Origin of the sequence: Halopseudomonas pelagia CL-AP6 (assembly GCF_000410875.1) — a bacterium.
In the GTDB taxonomy this organism is placed as follows: Bacteria; Pseudomonadota; Gammaproteobacteria; order Pseudomonadales; family Pseudomonadaceae; genus Halopseudomonas; species Halopseudomonas pelagia.
The window spans coordinates 102,678-120,404 of sequence record NZ_AROI01000005.1; the positions used below are offsets into that span (position 1 = coordinate 102,678).

General features: G+C 58.2%; 13 protein-coding genes. 10 read left to right on the forward strand and 3 right to left on the reverse strand.

The features are described from left to right. The 3 genes from cydX to cydC are packed head-to-tail and all read left to right on the forward strand — an operon-like array spanning position 1 to position 3,456. Entirely contained in the window at positions 1–114 is a 114-nt protein-coding gene (gene cydX, locus K787_RS24230; protein WP_022961532.1) for a cytochrome bd-I oxidase subunit CydX, read from the forward strand. After that, complete coding sequence (gene cydD, locus K787_RS0104160; RefSeq protein ID WP_022961533.1) at positions 92–1,810, forward strand: thiol reductant ABC exporter subunit CydD; 1,719 nt, start codon at positions 92–94, stop codon at positions 1,808–1,810. Before cydX ends, cydD begins: the two co-directional genes overlap by 23 nt. Beyond that, positions 1,807–3,456, forward strand: a complete 1,650-nt coding sequence (gene cydC, locus K787_RS22115; protein WP_022961534.1) for a thiol reductant ABC exporter subunit CydC — start codon at positions 1,807–1,809, stop codon at positions 3,454–3,456. The genes cydD and cydC overlap by 4 nt, the downstream gene beginning before the upstream one ends. Here the strand turns inward: cydC and K787_RS0104170 are convergent, their stop codons facing one another. Next, on the reverse strand, positions 3,457–6,750 hold the full coding sequence (locus K787_RS0104170; protein ID WP_022961535.1) for a carboxyl transferase domain-containing protein: 3,294 nt from the start codon (positions 6,748–6,750) through the stop codon (positions 3,457–3,459). Beyond that, the gene (locus tag K787_RS0104175; RefSeq protein ID WP_022961536.1) at positions 6,750–8,456 is read right to left on the reverse strand and encodes an AMP-binding protein; all 1,707 of its coding nucleotides are present in this window, start codon (positions 8,454–8,456) and stop codon (positions 6,750–6,752) included. The genes K787_RS0104170 and K787_RS0104175 overlap by 1 nt, the downstream gene beginning before the upstream one ends. A gap of 168 nt (positions 8,457–8,624) precedes the next feature. On the opposite strand from K787_RS0104175, the gene K787_RS0104180 reads away from it, so the two are divergent. After that, positions 8,625–9,545, forward strand: a complete 921-nt coding sequence (locus K787_RS0104180) for a LysR family transcriptional regulator (protein ID WP_022961537.1) — start codon at positions 8,625–8,627, stop codon at positions 9,543–9,545. On the opposite strand, the gene K787_RS22120 is transcribed toward K787_RS0104180, so the two are convergent. After that, positions 9,530–11,941 (reverse strand): penicillin-binding protein 1A, encoded by a 2,412-nt coding sequence (locus K787_RS22120; RefSeq protein WP_052185309.1) that lies wholly within the window; start codon positions 11,939–11,941, stop codon positions 9,530–9,532. The genes K787_RS0104180 and K787_RS22120 overlap by 16 nt on opposite strands. 185 nt (positions 11,942–12,126) lie before the next feature. On the opposite strand from K787_RS22120, the gene K787_RS0104190 reads away from it, so the two are divergent. From K787_RS0104190 to aroK, 6 genes are read left to right on the forward strand one after another with little or no spacing between them, the layout of a single operon-like run. Further along, entirely contained in the window at positions 12,127–13,191 is a 1,065-nt protein-coding gene (locus K787_RS0104190; protein WP_022961539.1) for a pilus assembly protein PilM, read from the forward strand. Beyond that, on the forward strand, positions 13,191–13,766 hold the full coding sequence (locus K787_RS0104195; protein WP_022961540.1) for a PilN domain-containing protein: 576 nt from the start codon (positions 13,191–13,193) through the stop codon (positions 13,764–13,766). Before K787_RS0104190 ends, K787_RS0104195 begins: the two co-directional genes overlap by 1 nt. Beyond that, positions 13,763–14,386, forward strand: coding sequence for a type IV pilus inner membrane component PilO (locus K787_RS0104200; protein WP_022961541.1), 624 nt, complete (start codon positions 13,763–13,765; stop codon positions 14,384–14,386). The genes K787_RS0104195 and K787_RS0104200 overlap by 4 nt, the downstream gene beginning before the upstream one ends. 2 nt (positions 14,387–14,388) lie before the next feature. Then, positions 14,389–14,913 (forward strand): type 4a pilus biogenesis lipoprotein PilP, encoded by a 525-nt coding sequence (gene pilP / locus K787_RS0104205; protein WP_028614571.1) that lies wholly within the window; start codon positions 14,389–14,391, stop codon positions 14,911–14,913. Between the two features lie 56 nt (positions 14,914–14,969). Continuing rightward, positions 14,970–17,117 carry a type IV pilus secretin PilQ gene (locus tag K787_RS0104210; RefSeq protein ID WP_028614572.1) on the forward strand — a complete coding sequence of 716 codons (2,148 nt, stop codon included), beginning with the start codon at positions 14,970–14,972 and terminating at the stop codon, positions 17,115–17,117. Between the two features lie 5 nt (positions 17,118–17,122). After that, complete coding sequence (gene aroK / locus K787_RS0104215; RefSeq protein ID WP_028614573.1) at positions 17,123–17,638, forward strand: shikimate kinase AroK; 516 nt, start codon at positions 17,123–17,125, stop codon at positions 17,636–17,638. Positions 17,639–17,727: the final 89 nt, after the last annotated feature.

Consider the following 17,727-nt stretch of genomic DNA (forward strand, 5'->3'; position numbering starts at 1 on the left):
ATGTGGTATTTCACCTGGATTCTTGGTGTCTCGCTGGCCGCTGCTTTCGCGATCGTGAATGCGATGTGGTTGGAACTCAATGGCTATGTTGGTGAAGAAGATCAGACCGACTGAGGCCACCCCCGGCGGCGTACAGTACTGGCTTGCTCAGGTGCTGGCGCCGCACAAACAGCTTTTGAATAACGCCTTGTTGCTGGCCTATGTCGCCGCTTTGTTGCTGGTATGGCAGAGCTGGCTGCTTGCGCGCTTGTTCTCCGATTGGCTGGTCGACTGGCAACAGCAGGGCTCTGCTGCGTTGAACCTCAACCTGTTGTTAGCACTTCTGCCCTGGCTGTTGATCTGTCTGTTGCTGCGTCCGCTGCTGCAATACGCCCGTGAACGGCTGTGCCAGAAGGCCAGCGTGCAGGCCCGCACCGGCTTGCGCCAACAGCTACTGGCGCAGTTGGCTGCGCTGGGTCCGGGCCGGCAGGCATTGGGCGCTGATGCAGTGCTTGCTAGCCGCTTGCTGGAGCAGGTGGATGCGCTGGACGGCTATATCAGTCGGTATCACGTGCAGCGCTATCTGGTGCTGCTGGTGCCGCTCACGCTGCTGGTCTGTATTTTCTACTACAGCCCGCTGGCGGCGACCCTGATGCTGCTGACTGCGCCGCTGGTGCCGCTGTTCATGATTCTGCTAGGCAAGGCGGCGGCGGCTGCCAGCCAGAAGCAGTTCGTCGCCCTGGCGCGTATGAGCGGCCGCTTTATGGATCTGTTGCGCGGTCTGAAGACGTTGCAGCAACTGCAAGCGGTGCCGCAAGCGGAGGCTGAGGTGGCGCAGGCGGCAGAGCATTATCGTGCCGGTACCATGCGGGTATTGCGCATGGCCTTTTTGTCTGGCGCCGTACTGGAATTCTTCTCTGCGCTGGCAATTGCTTTGGTAGCGCTCTACCTGGGTCTGGGCTTGCTGGGGATTCTACCTTGGGCCAAGGGTAGCGTTCCGGTGGCTTATCAGGGCGCGCTCTTTATTCTGCTGCTGGCGCCGGAGTTTTATAACCCGCTGCGCCAACTGGGCACTGACTACCATGCCAAGGCGGAAGCTGAAGCGGCGCTGTCCGAGTTGCTGCCGCTGCTTGAATTGCAGGTTTGGCAGCATCCGGGGGAGCGGCCATTGCAGTTGGCTGCTGCGCCGGCACTGGAGTTTCACCAGGTGGAAATAGCCCAGCGTCTGGCACCTTTCACTCTGCAGTTGGCTGCCGGAGAGCGGGTTGTCCTGCGAGGCGTCAGCGGCAGTGGTAAGTCCAGCCTGCTGCAGGCGGTGCTGGGCTTTCTGCCCTACAGCGGTGAGATACGGATTAATCAGCAGTCGCTGATGATGTTACGACGCGCAGACTGGCATCAACAGCTGGGTTATCTGGCGCAGCAGCCGCAACTGCTGCACGGCACTCTGGCCGAGAATCTGCGCCTGGCGGCACCTGAAGCGGGCGATGAGCAACTGGTGACGGTACTGGATCAAGTCGCACTCTGGCCGCTGATCCGGCAATTGCCGCTGCAGCTGCAGACGCCCCTGGGCGAGCGGGGGCTGGGCTTGTCCGGTGGTCAACTGAGCCGCCTGGCGCTGGCGCAGCTGTTGTTGCGTGATACTCCGGTCTGGTTGCTGGACGAGCCGACTGCGCATCTCGACCCGCAAACGGCAGCACATATCAACAGGCTGCTTGAGCGCCTTAGCCACGGGCGTACCCTGCTGTTGGTCAGTCATGAACTGGAAGGATTGGACTGGGCCGATAGAGTAGTCAATCTGGATACGCCAAGCGCAATGCAGGTAACAGCATGAGCCGGCAAGCGCAGCCTCTGCGTCTGCGAGGCCTGCTGCGCAGCCGGCTGGGTGAGTGGCATCTGGCGTTGTTTCTGGGCTCCTGCACACTGTTCGCAGCCATTTCCTTGCTGGCAATATCTGGCTGGTTCATCAGCGCGGCAGCCCTGGCCGGTTTGGCAACTACAGCCGCTTACGGCTTTGATTATTTTCGTCCGGCGGCACTGATCCGCCTGTGCGCCATAGTACGCACCAGTGGGCGCTACGCAGAGCGGCTTACATCGCACCATGCGGCGCTGGGGTTGCTGAAGGATCTGCGCATCAGCTTGTTCGCTCGCGTGACGGCGCGCGGTCATGCTGCATTAACGCGTTCTACCAGCACTATGCACCGCCTGGTAGCGGATATTGATTTGCTCGATTTCTTCCCATTGCGCGTGGTCGCGCCCTGGTTCTGGGCGTCACTATTGGTCTTGCTGCTGTTGGGCGGCTGTTATCTGCTGGCGCCTGTGCTGTCGTTGGCTGCACTACCGGGCTTGCTACTGGCCTGGTTAATCTTGCCCTTGCTGGCGGGCCGGCATGCGGCACGTCTGGCGCGAGCGGACGTCAGTCTCGCCGAGCAGCGGCGTATTCTGTTGCTGGATAACCTGCAGCTGCTGACGCCGCTGCTGTTGTGGCAGCGCTGGTCGGTGCGGCAAGCGGTGTTTGACAGCGAAGATCATGTTTTCAATCAACAGCGCTTGCGTCAGCAGCAATTGGGCAGTCTGATAGCTGCGGGTCAGCAACTGGGGCTGGCTCTAAGTCTGTTGGGGCTGCTCTGGCAAGGCGGTTTACTGGTGCAAGCCGGCGAGTTGAGCTTGCCCCTGCTGTTGGCTGCGGTGCTGGGTCTGTTGGGTTTGACAGAGGTGCTGTTGCCGCTGGCGCAGAGCTTTATTGCACTGGGTTTGAGTCAGGCCGCGCGGGACAGGCTCAACCAACTGACCCGCTCACCTGCAAGCCGGATCGAAGAAGGGGCTGCGCCTCTGACGGAACTGCCGAGCCTGAGCCTCAAAGATCTGAGTGCCCGGCACGGCGGCGCCTTGAGTGGTCCTCAGCGAGTCGATCTGCAGCTGAGGGCTGGTGAGGTGCTGCTACTGAGTGGCCCATCCGGCTGCGGCAAGTCAACGTTGCTTGATGTGCTGGCCGGTGAGCCACTGCCTTTCACCGGTGAGCGACTGTTGAACGGCGAAGCGTACGAGCATTGGCAATGGCGCTCAGTGATTGGATATTTGCCGCAGCAGCTGGATATATTCGATATGACGTTGGCCGAAAACCTGCGTCTTGGCCAGCCAGAGGCGACAGAGCAGCAGCTCTGGGAGGTGCTGGAGGATGTTGCTCTGGCGGATTGGGTGCGCGGCCGGCCGGCGCAGCTCAGCACCACGCTGGGCGAGTACGGAGCACAGGTCTCAGGCGGGCAGGCGCGGCGCATTGCACTGGCGCGTCTGCTGCTGGCGCAGCGCCCGGTGCTGTTGCTGGACGAGCCCTTTGCCGGGTTGGATGCAGCCACCCGTGAGCAAGTGTTGGTTACGCTGTTACGCCGGCAAGCACAGGGTATTCTGGTCATTGTCAGCCATCAGTCGCTGGCGTTGGAAAACGCTCAGCGGCTGCAGCTGCAGATGTCCGAAGCCTGACTACCAGGTGTCCACAAAAGGTCGCAGGCCCTTGGTCAGGGATTCCGGTGGCGCGGAGCTTAGGCCACGTAGCAGCCAGTCACGGGTTTCCATCGGGTCGATCACCGCGTCAATTTCCAGGAAGCTGGCCATACTCACGCCCTTGCCGCGGCGATAGAGTTCGGCCACCCACTTGTCGAACTGCAACTGGCGTTCACCTTCATCCTCAATGGCTGCCAGCTCCTTGGCGTAACCCAGCCTGACCGCGCCTTCCAGCCCCATAGCGCCAAACTCGCTGCTGGGCCAGCCGATGGTGAACATGGGCGCCATAAAACTGCCCGCCGCCATGGCCTGAGCACCCAGGCCGTAGCCCTTGCGTAGCACTACGGTGAAGAACGGCACTTTCAGGCTCGCGGCGGTGACGAACATGCGCGAGACATGGCGCACGGTCGCCTGGCGTTCGGAATCCGGCCCGACCATAAAGCCGGGCGTGTCGCACAGCGATACTATCGGCAAGCCATGCGCCTGGCACAGCTGCATAAAGCGCGCTGCCTTGTCGCCAGCCGCGGCATCAATGGCACCGCCCAGATGCATCGGGTTGTTGGCGATCAGGCCGAAGACCTTACCGTTGATACGGATCAGCGCGGTAATCAGTCCCGGCGCGAACTGCCGGCGCAGCTCCAGGACCGAGCCGGTGTCAGCCAGCGTCTCGATTACCTGGCGGATGTCGTAGACACGCAGGCGGTTTTCTGGAATCAGGTGGCGTAGCTGACGCTGGTCTTTGCTGTCACCAGTTGGCAGATCACCCTGGAAATAGGCCAGGTATTGCTTGGCTACCCGGGTGGCTTCGGCTTCATCCTTGACTAGTACATCGATCACGCCATTGGGTCCGTGCATGCTCATCGGCCCAACCTGCTCGGGCGTATAGCTGCCCAGGCCGCCGCCCTCGATCATCGCCGGGCCGGCCATGCCAACGGTGGCATTCTCGGTGGCAATGATTACGTCGCAGCAGCCGAGCAAAGCCGCGTTGCCGGCAAAACAGCGCCCGGAGACCACGCCAACCAGGGGTACCTGACCGCTCAGGCGGGCCATGCGCATAAAGGTGGTGCAGTCGAGTCCGGCCACGCCGACCTTATCGATATCGCCGGGCCTACCGCCGCCGCCTTCGGTGAAGAACACCAGCGGCAGCCGCCACTGCTCGGCCAGTTCGAGCATACGGTCGGTTTTCTTGTGGTTCATCGCACCCTGGGTGCCGGCGAATACCGTGTAGTCGTAACTCATGGCCATGCAGCGCGCGGTTTCGACGCCGAACAGCTCGGCGTTGACGGTGCCGATGCCGGTGATGAGCCCGTCTGCCGGGCTCATCTTCAGCAGATCTTCGTGGCTGCGGCGGGTACGTTGAGCCGCCAGCGCGAGGCCGCCGTATTCCATAAAGCTGCCGTTGTCGAGCAGATCGGCGAGGTTTTCCCGTGCGCTACGCTGTCCGGTCTTGCGCCGCTTGGCCACCGCGTCGGGGCGGCGCTCGTCAGTCAGATTGGCGTGCAGCTCAAGCAGTTCAGCCAGATCGGCGCGGATATGCGCGATATCGACCTGTTCCTCATTTAGCGCATCGCCGCCTTGCACTTCAGCGGGCTCGAGAAACAGCAGCGGGTTGCCTTCAAACAGGTTGTCGCCCGGGCTGCAGGTTAGCACCCGGACGATACCGCTGCGCTCGGCCTTGACCACAAACTCCATCTTCATGGCTTCCATTACCGCCACCTGCTGACCCGCAGCAATGCTGTCTCCGGGCTGCACGTCGAGGCTGACCAACACTCCCTGGACTGGCGCATTCAGCGGTTCTGTTCCGGGCGGCGCATCGACCGCTGTTGTCTGCACTGCCTGCGCTTGCCCGATGTGCTGGAAATACAGGTGGGGGTGAGCCCGTTCTTCCCTTTGGCGCGCTGCGATCAGTTCCGCAGCATGATTTTCAATAAAGCCTGTGGTCACCTGATTGCTTTGCACTTGCGGGTGAGTCAGCAGATTCTGCAAAAAATGCAGGTTGCTGCTGACACCTTCCAGGCGGAATTCGCAGAGCGCGCGATAGGCGCGGCGCAGCACTGCCGGATACTCGGCGTTGGCGTGCACGATCAACTTGGCCAGCAGCGAGTCAAAGCTCGGGCTGGTGGTGTAGCCGCTGTAACCGTAGCCATCAACGCGCACGCCAGGCCCGCTGGGCGGTTCATAGGCGCCCAGCGTGCCGCCTGCGGGCTTGGCGCTGCCGTCGCTGCTCATGCTCTCCAGGTTGATGCGCAGTTGTACGGCGTGGCCCTGGGCGGCGGGGATCTGCTCCTGGGTGAGTTGTAGCTGGTCGAGAGTGGCACCCGCTGCGAGGCGTATTTGCGTTTGCGCGAGGTCGATGCCGGTGATGGCCTCGGTGACGGTATGCTCGACCTGAATGCGTGGGTTGGCTTCCATAAACACGAAGTCGCCGGTGTCCTCGTCCAGCAGAAACTCCACGGTGCACAGCCCGCGATAGGCGACTGCACGGGCCAGCTTGACCGCGGCGTCGAGCATGCGCTGGCGTATTGCCGGGTCCAACCCAGGCGCCGGGGCGATTTCCAGCAGCTTCTGGTTGCGCCGCTGCAGGGTGCAGTCGCGTTCCCACAGGTGACTGACCTGATGGCCATCACCGATGATTTGTACTTCGATATGTCGCGCTCGGCGGATCAAGCGTTCGGCATAGAGATCGCCATTGCCGAAGGCGGCCTTGGCTTCGGAGCTGCAGCGGGCGAAGGCGTCTTGCAGGTCGGCTGTATCCAACACCGCACGCATGCCCCGTCCACCGCCCCCGGCCAGAGCCTTGAGCATGATGGCACTACCGCTCCCGAGCTCCTGCATAAAGGCCTGCGCCTGCTCCAGGCTGGTCGCCTGATTGGTGCCCTGCACCAGCGGTACCTGCTGCTCAAGCGCCAGGCGGCGTGCGCTGGCTTTGTCGCCAAAGGTCTCCAGCACCTTTGCCGCCGGGCCGATAAAGCAGATGTCGGCCGCATCGCAGAGCTTGGCGAAGCGGGCATTCTCGCTGAGAAAGCCGTAACCCGGATGAATCGCATCGCACTGGTATTCAAGTGCCAGCTTGATCAACTGCTCGGCATCTAGATAAGCGCTAGCGCCGCGCCCGCTCAAGGCGACGGACTGGTCGGCCTTGCGCACATGCAATGATTGAGCGTCGTCTTCAGCAAAAACCGCGACGCTGAGAATATCCAGTTCGGCTGCGGCGCGGGCCAGGCGAATAGCAATTTCGCCGCGGTTGGCGATCAGTATTTTCTTGAAGGTCATCAAAGCCAGCCTTGCAGTTCGTTCTTTTTCACTTTTCCGGTGGCGGTCATGGGCAGAGAGTCCACCAGCCGCACCTCCGGTACCTTGTAAATAGCCATGGCCTGCTTGCACCAGTGGACCAGCTCCTGTGCCTCCAGGGCGCTGCCTGGTTTACTCACTACAAAGGCCACCGGACACTCGCCGCGCTTGTCGTCCTGGCGGCCGATCACCGCCGACGCGAGAATGGCTGGATGCTGACCGAGCATGGCTTCCAGCTCGCTGGGAAACACGCTCATGCCGTTGACCTTGAGCATTTCCTTGCGCCGGCCGAGGTAGCGGATAAAGCCTTGCTCGGTAATCACGCCGCTATCGCCGGTATGCAGCCAGCCGTCACGCAATGCTTCGGCGCTGGCCTCGGGCCTGTTCCAGTAACCCTTGAGCAGCGATGGTGAACGCACACAGAGCTCGCCTTCGCTGCCCAATGGCAGTAACTCGCCGGTGGCAAAGTCGCAGACCTTGAACTCGGTGCCTGGCACTGGCAAGCCGACAAAGGTCGGCGCGGATTTGAGGTCGAAGTCGTCGTCCTGCAGGCCGGCGGTAAAGGTATCGCAGGTGTGGGTTTCGGTCATACCAAAGCTGGTTTCAAACAGCGTACAGCCGGTCAGCTGGCGCCAGCGCTGACGGTATTCCGGGGTCAGCTTCTTGATAAAGGACACGCAGCTGGTGATCTGCAGCGAGCTGAAATCGAAGTCGTTGACCTGCGGATGGTCGAGCACTTCCGACGCGCTGTCGACTAGTAGACCGGCGTGGTTGACCCGGTAATGCTGCACCGCGCTCATGAACGTCAGGGCATCCCAGCGGGCCAGCAGCACCAGCGTGGTGCCGGTGAACACTGGGAATAACAACCCGGCGTTCTCGCCAGCAATCCAGAACTCCGGCATGAAGTTCAGGCTGACGCGCTCAGTGTCCAAACCCAGTGCGGCTGGGACAAAGCTCGCGCAGGTATAAAGCATGTCGCCATGGGTATGAATGCAGCCTTTTGGCAGGCCGGTGGTCCCGCCGGTGTAGTTCAGCGCGGCGATATCGTCTAGAGCAGGGGCGGGCAGTTCATTGGCGGGCTGGATGCCTTTGAGCGAGGGCAGCATATCGATATAATCGATGACCGGCAGTTTGGGCGTGCGTAGCAGATCAGGTGCCGGGATGGACGGCTCTTTGGGGCAGATTTCCGAAAGGCTGGTGGCGATTGCCAGCCGCACTTGGGTCTGCTCACCAATCTCGCGAAACACTGGTAGCAACTGATCGAAGCAGATAATGACGCTGGCGCCGCTGTCCTTGAGTTGGTAGCTCAGTTCCATCGGCATCGCCATCGGGCTGACCGGGGCGTGAATGGCGGCAGCCTTGAGGATGCCGTAAAAGGCGATATGCAGTTGCGGACAATTGGGCATGAACACCGCAACCCGGTCGCCGGGGCGTACCTCCTGCTCGATCAACAGCGCGGCAAAACGGTCGCTCAGATCATCCAGTTCGGCGTAGCTGAGGTCATAGCCGTAGAACCGTACAGCGGGTTTGTCCGGCGTGGTCTGGGCCCAATGTCGCAGGTACTCGGTCAGCGGTTTCTCGCCGAGCGGATATACCGGTTCGCGCGCGCTGGAGGCCGGCCAGGCCTGTTGCTGCAGCGCCTGGAGTTGCTGAAGATAGTGTTGCTCGTGCGTGACGTCGTCGCCCATCGAAGTACTCCTGGTGGCATCCGCTAGCTGTTTTTTGTCAGCCAAGGGTAGGGCGATGACGGGTTTGGGTGAAGCGATCATTATTCATTCGGTATAATGAATCTAATTCATGCAATGGGGTTATAAATCAGCTTAAATGGCTGGTTCATTGTGCATCCTTGAGGTTTCATGAGCGACGAACATGTCAGTCCTGCCCTTTCACGGATCGATCTCAATCTGTTCCGGACCTTTGAGGTTATCTACCGCGAGCGCAGCCTGACCCGTGCGGCTACCGTCTTGCATGTCAGCCAGTCCGCGGTCAGCCATGCCCTGGCCCGGCTACGCGCGCATTTCAATGACCCGCTGTTTGTGCGTGACGGACGCGGCGTCTCGCCCAGCGCATTGGCCGTGCGGCTGGCACCGGACATCCTCGATGGACTGGAGCGGTTGCAACAAAGCCTGGGTCGCCTGCAGTCGTTTGATCCGCAACGCGATAGCCGGATGTTTACCCTGAACTTGCCGGAGCAGCTGGAGCCGTTGCTCTTGCCCGAGTTGTTACTGCACTTGCGACGCGCCGCGCCGTTCTGCCGGGTGAAAACGGCCGGCGTCCGCTGGCAGGATCTGAAGCTGGAAATGGCCTCTGGGCGGGTGGATCTGACTATACAGATTGCGCGTCCAGTCGAGCCCGTGCTGAGGCAGACGCAGTTGCTTGCAGAACCCCTTTGCGTGGTCGCCGGGCCGGACTTTAGCGGTAGCCTGAGTGCCGAACGCTATCTGGCGGCTGAACACATTGCGGTGGCGTCGTGGCGTCGGGGTTTATCGTTCGAAGATCTGGCATTGGGGCATCTTGGGCTTGAACGACGGATTGTCCAGCGTTGCCAGAATTATCAGGCGGCCGCCATGGTGGTCGCCCAGAGCGATCTGTTGCTGACCATGTCCCGGCGGCATGCCGAGCTGGTCAGTCTGCCGCTGGGCAATCGATTGCTGCCGATGCCGCTACCTTTGCCATCTATCGGTTTGAGCATGTACTGGCATGAGGAGGTTGACCAGGATCCGGTCAACCTCTGGTTACGGCAGCAGGTGATGCACCTGGCTCAGAACAGCCCTTGAGGTATAGCGTCGCTGCCGCCAGACGGGTAGGCGCCGCTTTCTATTTCGTCCCAGGGCGGTGGTGCATCTTCTTCCTTGAAGACTTCGAAAAAGCCATTTGAGCTGCCAGGGCGCGCGGTACGACCGGTCGCAGGGTCAATCCGCACCGTCGTCAGCCCCTCTGGCATTGCTTGGCTATGTTCAGGCCGGTCTTTCAGCGCCCCGGCCATGAATTCCATCCAGATCGGTAGCGCGGCAGTACCGCCGTATTCGCGCCGACCCAAAGTGCTGGGCTGGTCAAAGCCGACCCAGGAAATGGTGACAAAATCGCCGTTGTAGCCTGCGAACCAGGCGTCTTTCTGATCATTAGTGGTACCGGTCTTGCCCGCCAGATCTCCGCGTTGCAGCTCCCGTGCGCGCGAGGCTGTGCCTCGGGTGATCACATCCTGCAGCATGCTGGTGAGCTGGTAGGTGGTGCGCGGGTCGATGACCTGCTCAGCCTCAGGCAGTTCGGGAAGGTTGAAGTTCGGATCGGCAAAATTGGCGGCCTGGGCGTAGCGCGCCAGTCGTTCCTCATGGATCTTCTTGGCGCCCGGTGTCACTGCCGCAGTAGAGACCTCAAGAATCTGCCCGCGATGATCCTCGATACGTTCGATCAAATAGGGCTTAACTGCATAGCCACCATTGGCGATGGTGGTGTACCCCTGGGCTATTTGCAGCGGTGTCAGTTCAGGGGTGCCCAACGAGGCGGACAAATTACGTGGCAGATCAGCACGGCTAAAACCGAAGTGTTCTATATAGCTCAGTGCCTTGTCGACGCCGAGGTCCTGCATCAGACGAATGGATACCAGGTTGCGTGATCGATACAGGGCCTCTCTGAGTCGGATCGGGCCGAGAAAATCACCGCCTGAATTCTGTGGGCGCCAAGCGGAGTCGAGATACTCATCGACGAACACCAGGGGGGCGTCATTGACCATGCTCGCCGGGCTATAGCCGTTGTCGAGCGCCGCAGCGTAAAGGAAGGGCTTGAAGCTCGATCCGGGTTGGCGGCGCGCCTGGGTAACGCGATTGTAGTTGCTCTGCACGAAGGAAAAACCGCCGATCAGTGCCTGCACGCTTCCATCTTGGGGTGACAGCGCAACCAGAGCACTCTGTGCGGTAGGTACTTGGCTAAGACGAAACTGGATATCTTCCAAACCGACTACGCGAATGATATCGCCGACCGCCAGCACATCTGCGGGCTGACGCGGATTTGGGCCCATGCTGTTGGCGTTGAGGTAAGGGCGCGCCCAGCGCATGGCGTCCCAGCTGATCTCACCCATGGCGCCGCCGCGCAGTTGGATGGTCACCTTGTCTGTTCCAACGCTGGTGACGATAGCGGGCAGCAAGCCCCCCATGCCTCGATAGCTGCGCAACAGGTCGGGCCAGTCTGCAGGGTTGCTATCGGGATGCTGAGCTTCCGGGCCGCGATAGCCATGACGCTGATCGTAGCTCATCAGGCCACCGCGCAGCGAGGTATTGGCTAGCGTCTGTAGCTTGCTATCGACGGTGGTATATACGTGATAGCCGTTGATATAAGCATCCTCGCCGAATTTGCTTAGCATCTCCAGACGCGCCATTTCGGCTACATAAGGTGCTTCCAGTTCAGGGTTGGAACCATGGTTGGTCGCGGTGATGGGGTTGGCTACAGCCAGGTCGTACTCGTCCTGGTCAATGAATCCCAGGCTCAGCATGCGGCCAAGAATCCAGTCACGGCGTAGCAGGGTTCGCTCCGGGTTGGAGATAGGGTTGTATCGGGACGGCGCCTTTGGCAGGCCGGCAATCATCGCTAGATCAGACAGCGGGAGCTGGTCAATCGAGGTGCCGTAGTAAACTTGCGCTGCCGCTTCAATTCCGTAAGCTCTGTTGCCGAGGTAGATCTTGTTAACGTAGAGTTCAAAAATCTCGCGCTTGCTCAGGCTGCGTTCAATTTGCAGGGCCAGCAGTATTTCATTCAGCTTGCGCGAAAAAACCCGGTCGCTGGTCAGGAAATAATTTTTTGCGACCTGCATGGTGATAGTGCTGCCACCGGTTTGAATACTGCCGGTTTGAACCAGTTCGGATACCGCCCGCATAAGGCTCATCGGGTCTACGCCGTGGTGGTTGAGGAAGTTATCGTCCTCGGCGGCCAGGATGGCATTAATAAAGTTTTCCGGCACTTGGTCGTAACTAATAGGTATACGGCGCATTTCACCGAATTCTGCTATCAATTTGCTATCTGTGCTATATATCCGCAATGGGGTCTGTAATTGCACGTCGCGAAGGGTCTCGACGTCCGGCAAGCTGGGGCTTAAATAGAGCGCGATAGCGCTGAGGCCCATGATGGGGGCGCTTATCAGAGCGAGAATGGACCAGAATAAAATTTTTAGAAAGCGCATAAGGGACAGGCAAATTCCCTGACAAATGAATTGGTTAGCTGTGTGGTGCAATGAGAACGGGTTAACAGTCTGCATTATAAGCGCATTTTTTTTGTTTTAGCTATTTGCGCTTGTACAAGGACTGTTATTTAATGTAGGAAAACATAAACCGTCCGTAAGTGTCGGATGCTGATAGGAAATTGGCTGTGCTAGGGCTCATAAAGAAAAAAGCGAACACGCTACTGGGCATTGATATCAGCTCCACTACGGTGAAGCTGCTCGAACTCAGTCGCTCGGGTAACCGTTATAAGGTCGAGGCCTATGCGGTTGAACCTCTCCCACCTAGTGCGGTGGTAGAAAAAAACATCGTCGAGCTTGAAGGTGTCGGTCAGGCATTGGAGAAAGTCCTGGCCCGCTCCCGATCCTCCCTCAAGCAAGCTGCGGTCGCCGTCGCCGGTTCCGCAGTGATCACCAAGACCATCGAAATGGATGCGGATCTTGATCCGGAGGAAATGGAAGAGCAGATCAAGCTTGAAGCTGATCAGTACATTCCCTATCCGCTGGATGAGGTTGCCATTGATTTTGAAGTCCAGGGATCCTCCCCGCGCAACCCGGAAAAAGCTGAAGTGCTGCTGGCCGCCTGCCGTCGTGAGAACGTCGACATTCGCGAAGCTGCGCTTGCCCTTGCCGGCCTGAGTGCGCGGGTGGTCGAGGTCGAAGCCTATGCGATGGAACGGGCTTGTGATCTGGTGATCGATCAGCTCGATGGTGACCGCGATGAGATGACCGTTGCGGTGATCGACATCGGCGCGACCATGATGACCCTCAGCGTTCTGAGCAAGGGTCGGATCATCTACACTCGTGAACAGTTGTTCGGCGGCAAGCAGCTTACTGACGAAATTCAGCGACGCTACGGCTTGTCCCAGGAAGAAGCGGGCTTGGCCAAGAAACAGGGCGGCCTGCCGGATGACTACGAAAGTGAAGTGTTGGGGCCGTTCAAAGATGCCGTCGTTCAGCAGGTGTCACGGTCGCTGCAGTTCTTCTTCGCCGGTGGCCAGTATAACGATGTGGATTATATCCTCCTCGCTGGCGGTACGGCCTCGATTCCAGGTCTGGACAATCTGATACAGCAAAAGATCGGCACTACCACGCTGGTCGCCAACCCCTTTGCAAACATGACCCTGTCAAACAAGGTCAATGCAGTGGCGCTCAGTAATGATGCTCCGGCATTGATGATTGCCTGCGGTCTGGCAATGAGGAGTTTCGACTAATGGCTCGCATTAACCTATTACCCTGGCGCGAGCAGCTCAGGGAAGAGCGCAAGAAAGAGTTTCTAACCGTTCTGGCTTTGGTCGTTATTCTTGCGGGGGCGCTGGTATTTATGGGCGACCGCTTCTATGCGGGTAAAATTGACCACCAGAACGCCCGGAATAAATTCCTGCAGGATGAAATTACCCTGTTGGAAGCCCGCATCAAAGAAATCGAGCAGTTGCAGGCACGTCGTACCCAACTGCTAGACCGGATGAAAATCATTCAGGATCTGCAGGGTAATCGTCCGATCATCGTGCGTGTGTTCGACGAGATGGCGCGGACCTTGCCTGATGGTGTGTTCTTTACCTCGGTCAATATGCGCGGCTCGACTGTTAATATCAAAGGTGGTGCCGAGTCCAATAGCCGGGTTTCCAATCTGATGCGTCAGATGGATGCGTCTGAGTGGATGACTTCGCCGAATCTGACTGCAGTAAGAGCGGTTACCTCTGGCGGGGTGGATCAGGCTAACGTTTTCGAGCTTTCAGTGCGCCAAACTGAGCCGAAAGCTTCTGCTGAGGGAGCGCAGCAGCAATGAGTATGTCTCAAATCAAGGATAGTTTTCGCAAGATCGATATCAATAATATCGACTTCAATAACGTCGGGGTATGGCCAGGGGCGTTGAAGTTTATCGTCGGCCTGTTGCTGTTCATCGCACTCTTGTTCGCCGGCTATCAATTTCATTTGAAAGATATGAAAGCCAGCCTCGAGCAGACCGAAGCCAGAGAAGTGGCCCTGCGCAAGGACTTCACCGATAAATCTTTTCGCGCCGCCAATCTAGAAGCCTACAAGGACCAGTTGGTCGAAATCGAAGAGCGGTTTGGGGCACTGTTGAAGCAACTGCCCAGCGACACCGAAGTGCCAGGTCTGCTTGAGGACATTACGCAGATGGGCCTCAATAGCGGCTTGGAGTTCGAGTCCATTACTTTGCAGCCCGAATCGGCTCAGCAGTTTTATATAGAGCTTCCGATCAAAATTGTGGTTCAGGGTAGCTACCATGATATAGCCACCTTCGTCAGCAGCGTCTCGGGTTTGCCGCGGATCGTCACGCTGCATGATTTTGATATTGATCCAGTTACCGAAGGCAATCCCGACCTGCTGAAAATGGATATTCTCGCTAAAACTTATCGCTACAACGAAGCAGGGGGCCAACAATGATCATGTACAAGCGCGTGTTGAGCGTCGCCCTCGCCTTGCCAATGCTATTGGCGGGTTGTAGCGGAGGCAGTTTTAACGATCTGCAGGCTTTTATGGAAGAAACCCGCGCTCGGCCTGCGGGCGAAATCGAGCCATTGCCCCGCTTCGCGCCCTATGAGGCCTTTACCTACAGTGCTACTTCACTACGTAGCCCGTTCCAGCCGCCAATCAGGATTGACTTGACCCAGCGCGAGCGTGGATCGCAGGATTTGAAGCCGGATGAAGATCGAGTTAAACAGTTTCTTGAAGGCTTCAATATTGAAGGATTCGAGATGGTTGGCGTCTTGAGTAATCAGGACGGTATGCAGGCATTGATCCGCGGTGCCGGTAGTGTGCACAGGGTGAGAATGGGTGACTATCTGGGCCGCAATCACGGTCGTATCACCAGTATTGAAGAAGGCCGTGTCGACGTGGTCGAAATCGTCCCGGACGGTGAAGGTGGTTGGTTGGAGCGCCCGCGAACGCTCAGCTTGCCTGAGCGCGGATAAGTCAACCAGGGAGAGATAAAATGAACTGCAAACAGTCACGCGTGGAACGCAATCAAATGCCTTTAACCAGAAAATTTACGCTTGCTGCCATCATGGCGCTGCTCAGCCCGTTGGCGTTAGCCGCAAATCTTGAAAAGCTGGATGTTGCTTCTTTGCCTGGGGAGCGGGTGGAGTTGAAACTGTCCTTTGACGAGCCAGTGACATCAGCGCCAAAAGGCTACACCATCGACCAGCCAGCGCGTATCGCCATTGATTTGCCTGGGGTGAAGAATCAGCTGGGCGAGCGCAGCCGCGAATTGGGCTTGGGTAACGCGCGCAGCATCACAGTGGTGGAGGCCAACGACCGCACCCGATTGATTATCAATCTTACTGATCTGGTGCCCTACGCCACACGGGTAGACGGCAATGATTTGTATGTCATGGTCGGGTCTGGCAGTGCACCCGGTTACACGCAAAGCGCACCGCCGCGTCCCGCGGCTGCGCAGGCTGTTCCTCAGGCAGCGCCGAGCGATTGGCGTGCGACCTCTGAGCCGGCCGTGTCCAGCCCTATGGCAGCACGTGGCAGGTCCATCACCAGTCTGGATTTTCGCCGCGGCGAACAGGGTGAGGGCAATGTTATTGTCGATTTGTCTGATCCTTCAGTGAAGGTCGATGTTCAGGAGCAGGGCGGCCGGGTCAGACTGACTTTCCCCGATACGCAGTTGCCTGATTCGTTGCGAGTGCGCCTGGACGTCAAGGATTTCGCGACCCCGGTTAACTTCGTTAACGCGAGTACCAGTGGTGGCGATAGCGTCATCAATATCGAACCTTCCGGCTTTTATGAGCATCTGGTGTATCAGGCTGATAGTCGTTTGATCGTCAGCTTCAAGCCGTTGACACAAACTGAAGTGGAGCAGCGCCGCTCCGAGGCATTTGCCTATACTGGGGAGAAGCTGTCGCTGAACTTCCAGGATATTGAAGTCCGCTCGGTGCTGCAGTTAATCGCCGACTTTACTGACTTGAACTTGGTCGCCAGTGACACCGTGCAAGGGAGCATTACTCTGCGACTACAGAATGTGCCTTGGGATCAAGCGCTGGACCTGGTGCTAAAAACCAAGGGTCTTGACCAGCGCAAGATCGGCAATGTGCTGCTGGTAGCACCAGCTGATGAAATCGCAGCTCGCGAGCGTCAGGAGCTGGAGTCGCAAATGCAGATTGCTGAATTGGCGCCACTGCGTCGCGAACTGATTCAGGTCAACTATGCGCGTGCCGCAGACATTGCCAGCCTCTTTGCTTCCGTAACAGCGGGTGACAGGGGGGAGCAGCGTGGCTCGATTACTGTTGATGATCGCACCAACAGCATCATTGCATTGGAAACTCAACAGAAGCTGGATGAGCTACGCCGCATCGTTGTACAGCTGGATATTCCGGTTCGCCAGGTCATGATCGAAGCGCGCATCGTCGAGGCTAACGTCGGTTTTGATAAGGCTCTTGGGGTGCGTTGGGGGGGGAACATACGTATGGGTGATCGTTTCTCTTTGTTCGGGAAGGATGGGGAAACGGATGTTGATGATAGTGTCGAAGATGCTTCAACAGCAGGTTTTCAAGGCCAAACTCAAAGACCGTTTAACTCTCCTTTCGTAGATATGGGACTCTTGTCTTCAACCTCCGGTATTGGCATAGGTTTTATCACCAACAACACTATTCTGGATCTGCAGCTGTCAGCGATGGAAAGTACTGGCAACGGTGAAATCATCTCGCAGCCGAAAGTGGTCACATCAGACAAGGAAACCGCCAAAATCCTTAAAGGCTCGGAGATTCCCTATCAAGAGGCTAGCTCCAGCGGTGCCACCACCACAGCCTTTGCTGAAGCAGTGCTTTCCCTTGAGGTGACGCCGCAGATTACGCCGGACAATCAAGTGATTATGGAAGTTATCGTGACGAAGGATGAACCGGATTTCACTAATGATGTTAATGGCGTGCCAACTATTCGTAAGAATGAGGTGAATGCCAAGATTTTGGTGGGTGATGGCGAAACTATTGTGATCGGTGGGGTCTTTTCCAGCGAGTCTCAGCAAGCCCAGGAGAAAGTTCCGTTCTTGGGTGATCTTCCTATTCTCGGGCGGGCATTCCGCCGCGACATTACCTCCGAAACCAAGTCAGAGCTGTTAATCTTCCTGACCCCTCGTATCATCAATAATGGAGCTATTACGGTTGCTAGGTAATCACCTTGCGTAATGTGTTTCTGATCGGCCCGATGGGTGCTGGGAAAAGCACCATCGGGCGTCTGCTTGCCAAAGAACTCAAATACCCTTTCAAGGACTCAGACCGGGAAATTGAAGCGCGTACCGGCGCTGATATACCCTGGATCTTTGATGTCGAAGGGGAAGAGGGGTTTCGCGAGCGTGAAGAGGCGATGATTGCCGAGCTGGTGCAAGAGCATGGCATTATTCTCGCGACCGGTGGTGGCGTGGTAATGCGTGAGGCCAATCGCAGAGCTCTAAGTGCCCACGGCCTGGTCGTGTATTTGCGTACCAGTGTGGATCAGCAACTGCAGCGCACCTCCAAGGACAGACAACGTCCGCTGCTGCTTAATGCCGATCCCGAAAAGGTGTTGCGCGATCTCATGGCGCGTCGCGATCCGCTATACAGTGAAATAGCCGACGTCACCATCGACACCGATCAGCGCGGCCCGAAAGTGGTCGTCAACACGATTCTGAGTCGCCTGCAGGGCACTAACGAATAGTCGCACCGCTACCCAATTCCATTCATGCGCCGAGATTCTGGCTGAGCACAAGTTGCGTGGCTGTTGTATTCTTGCCGGAGTCGTATCGG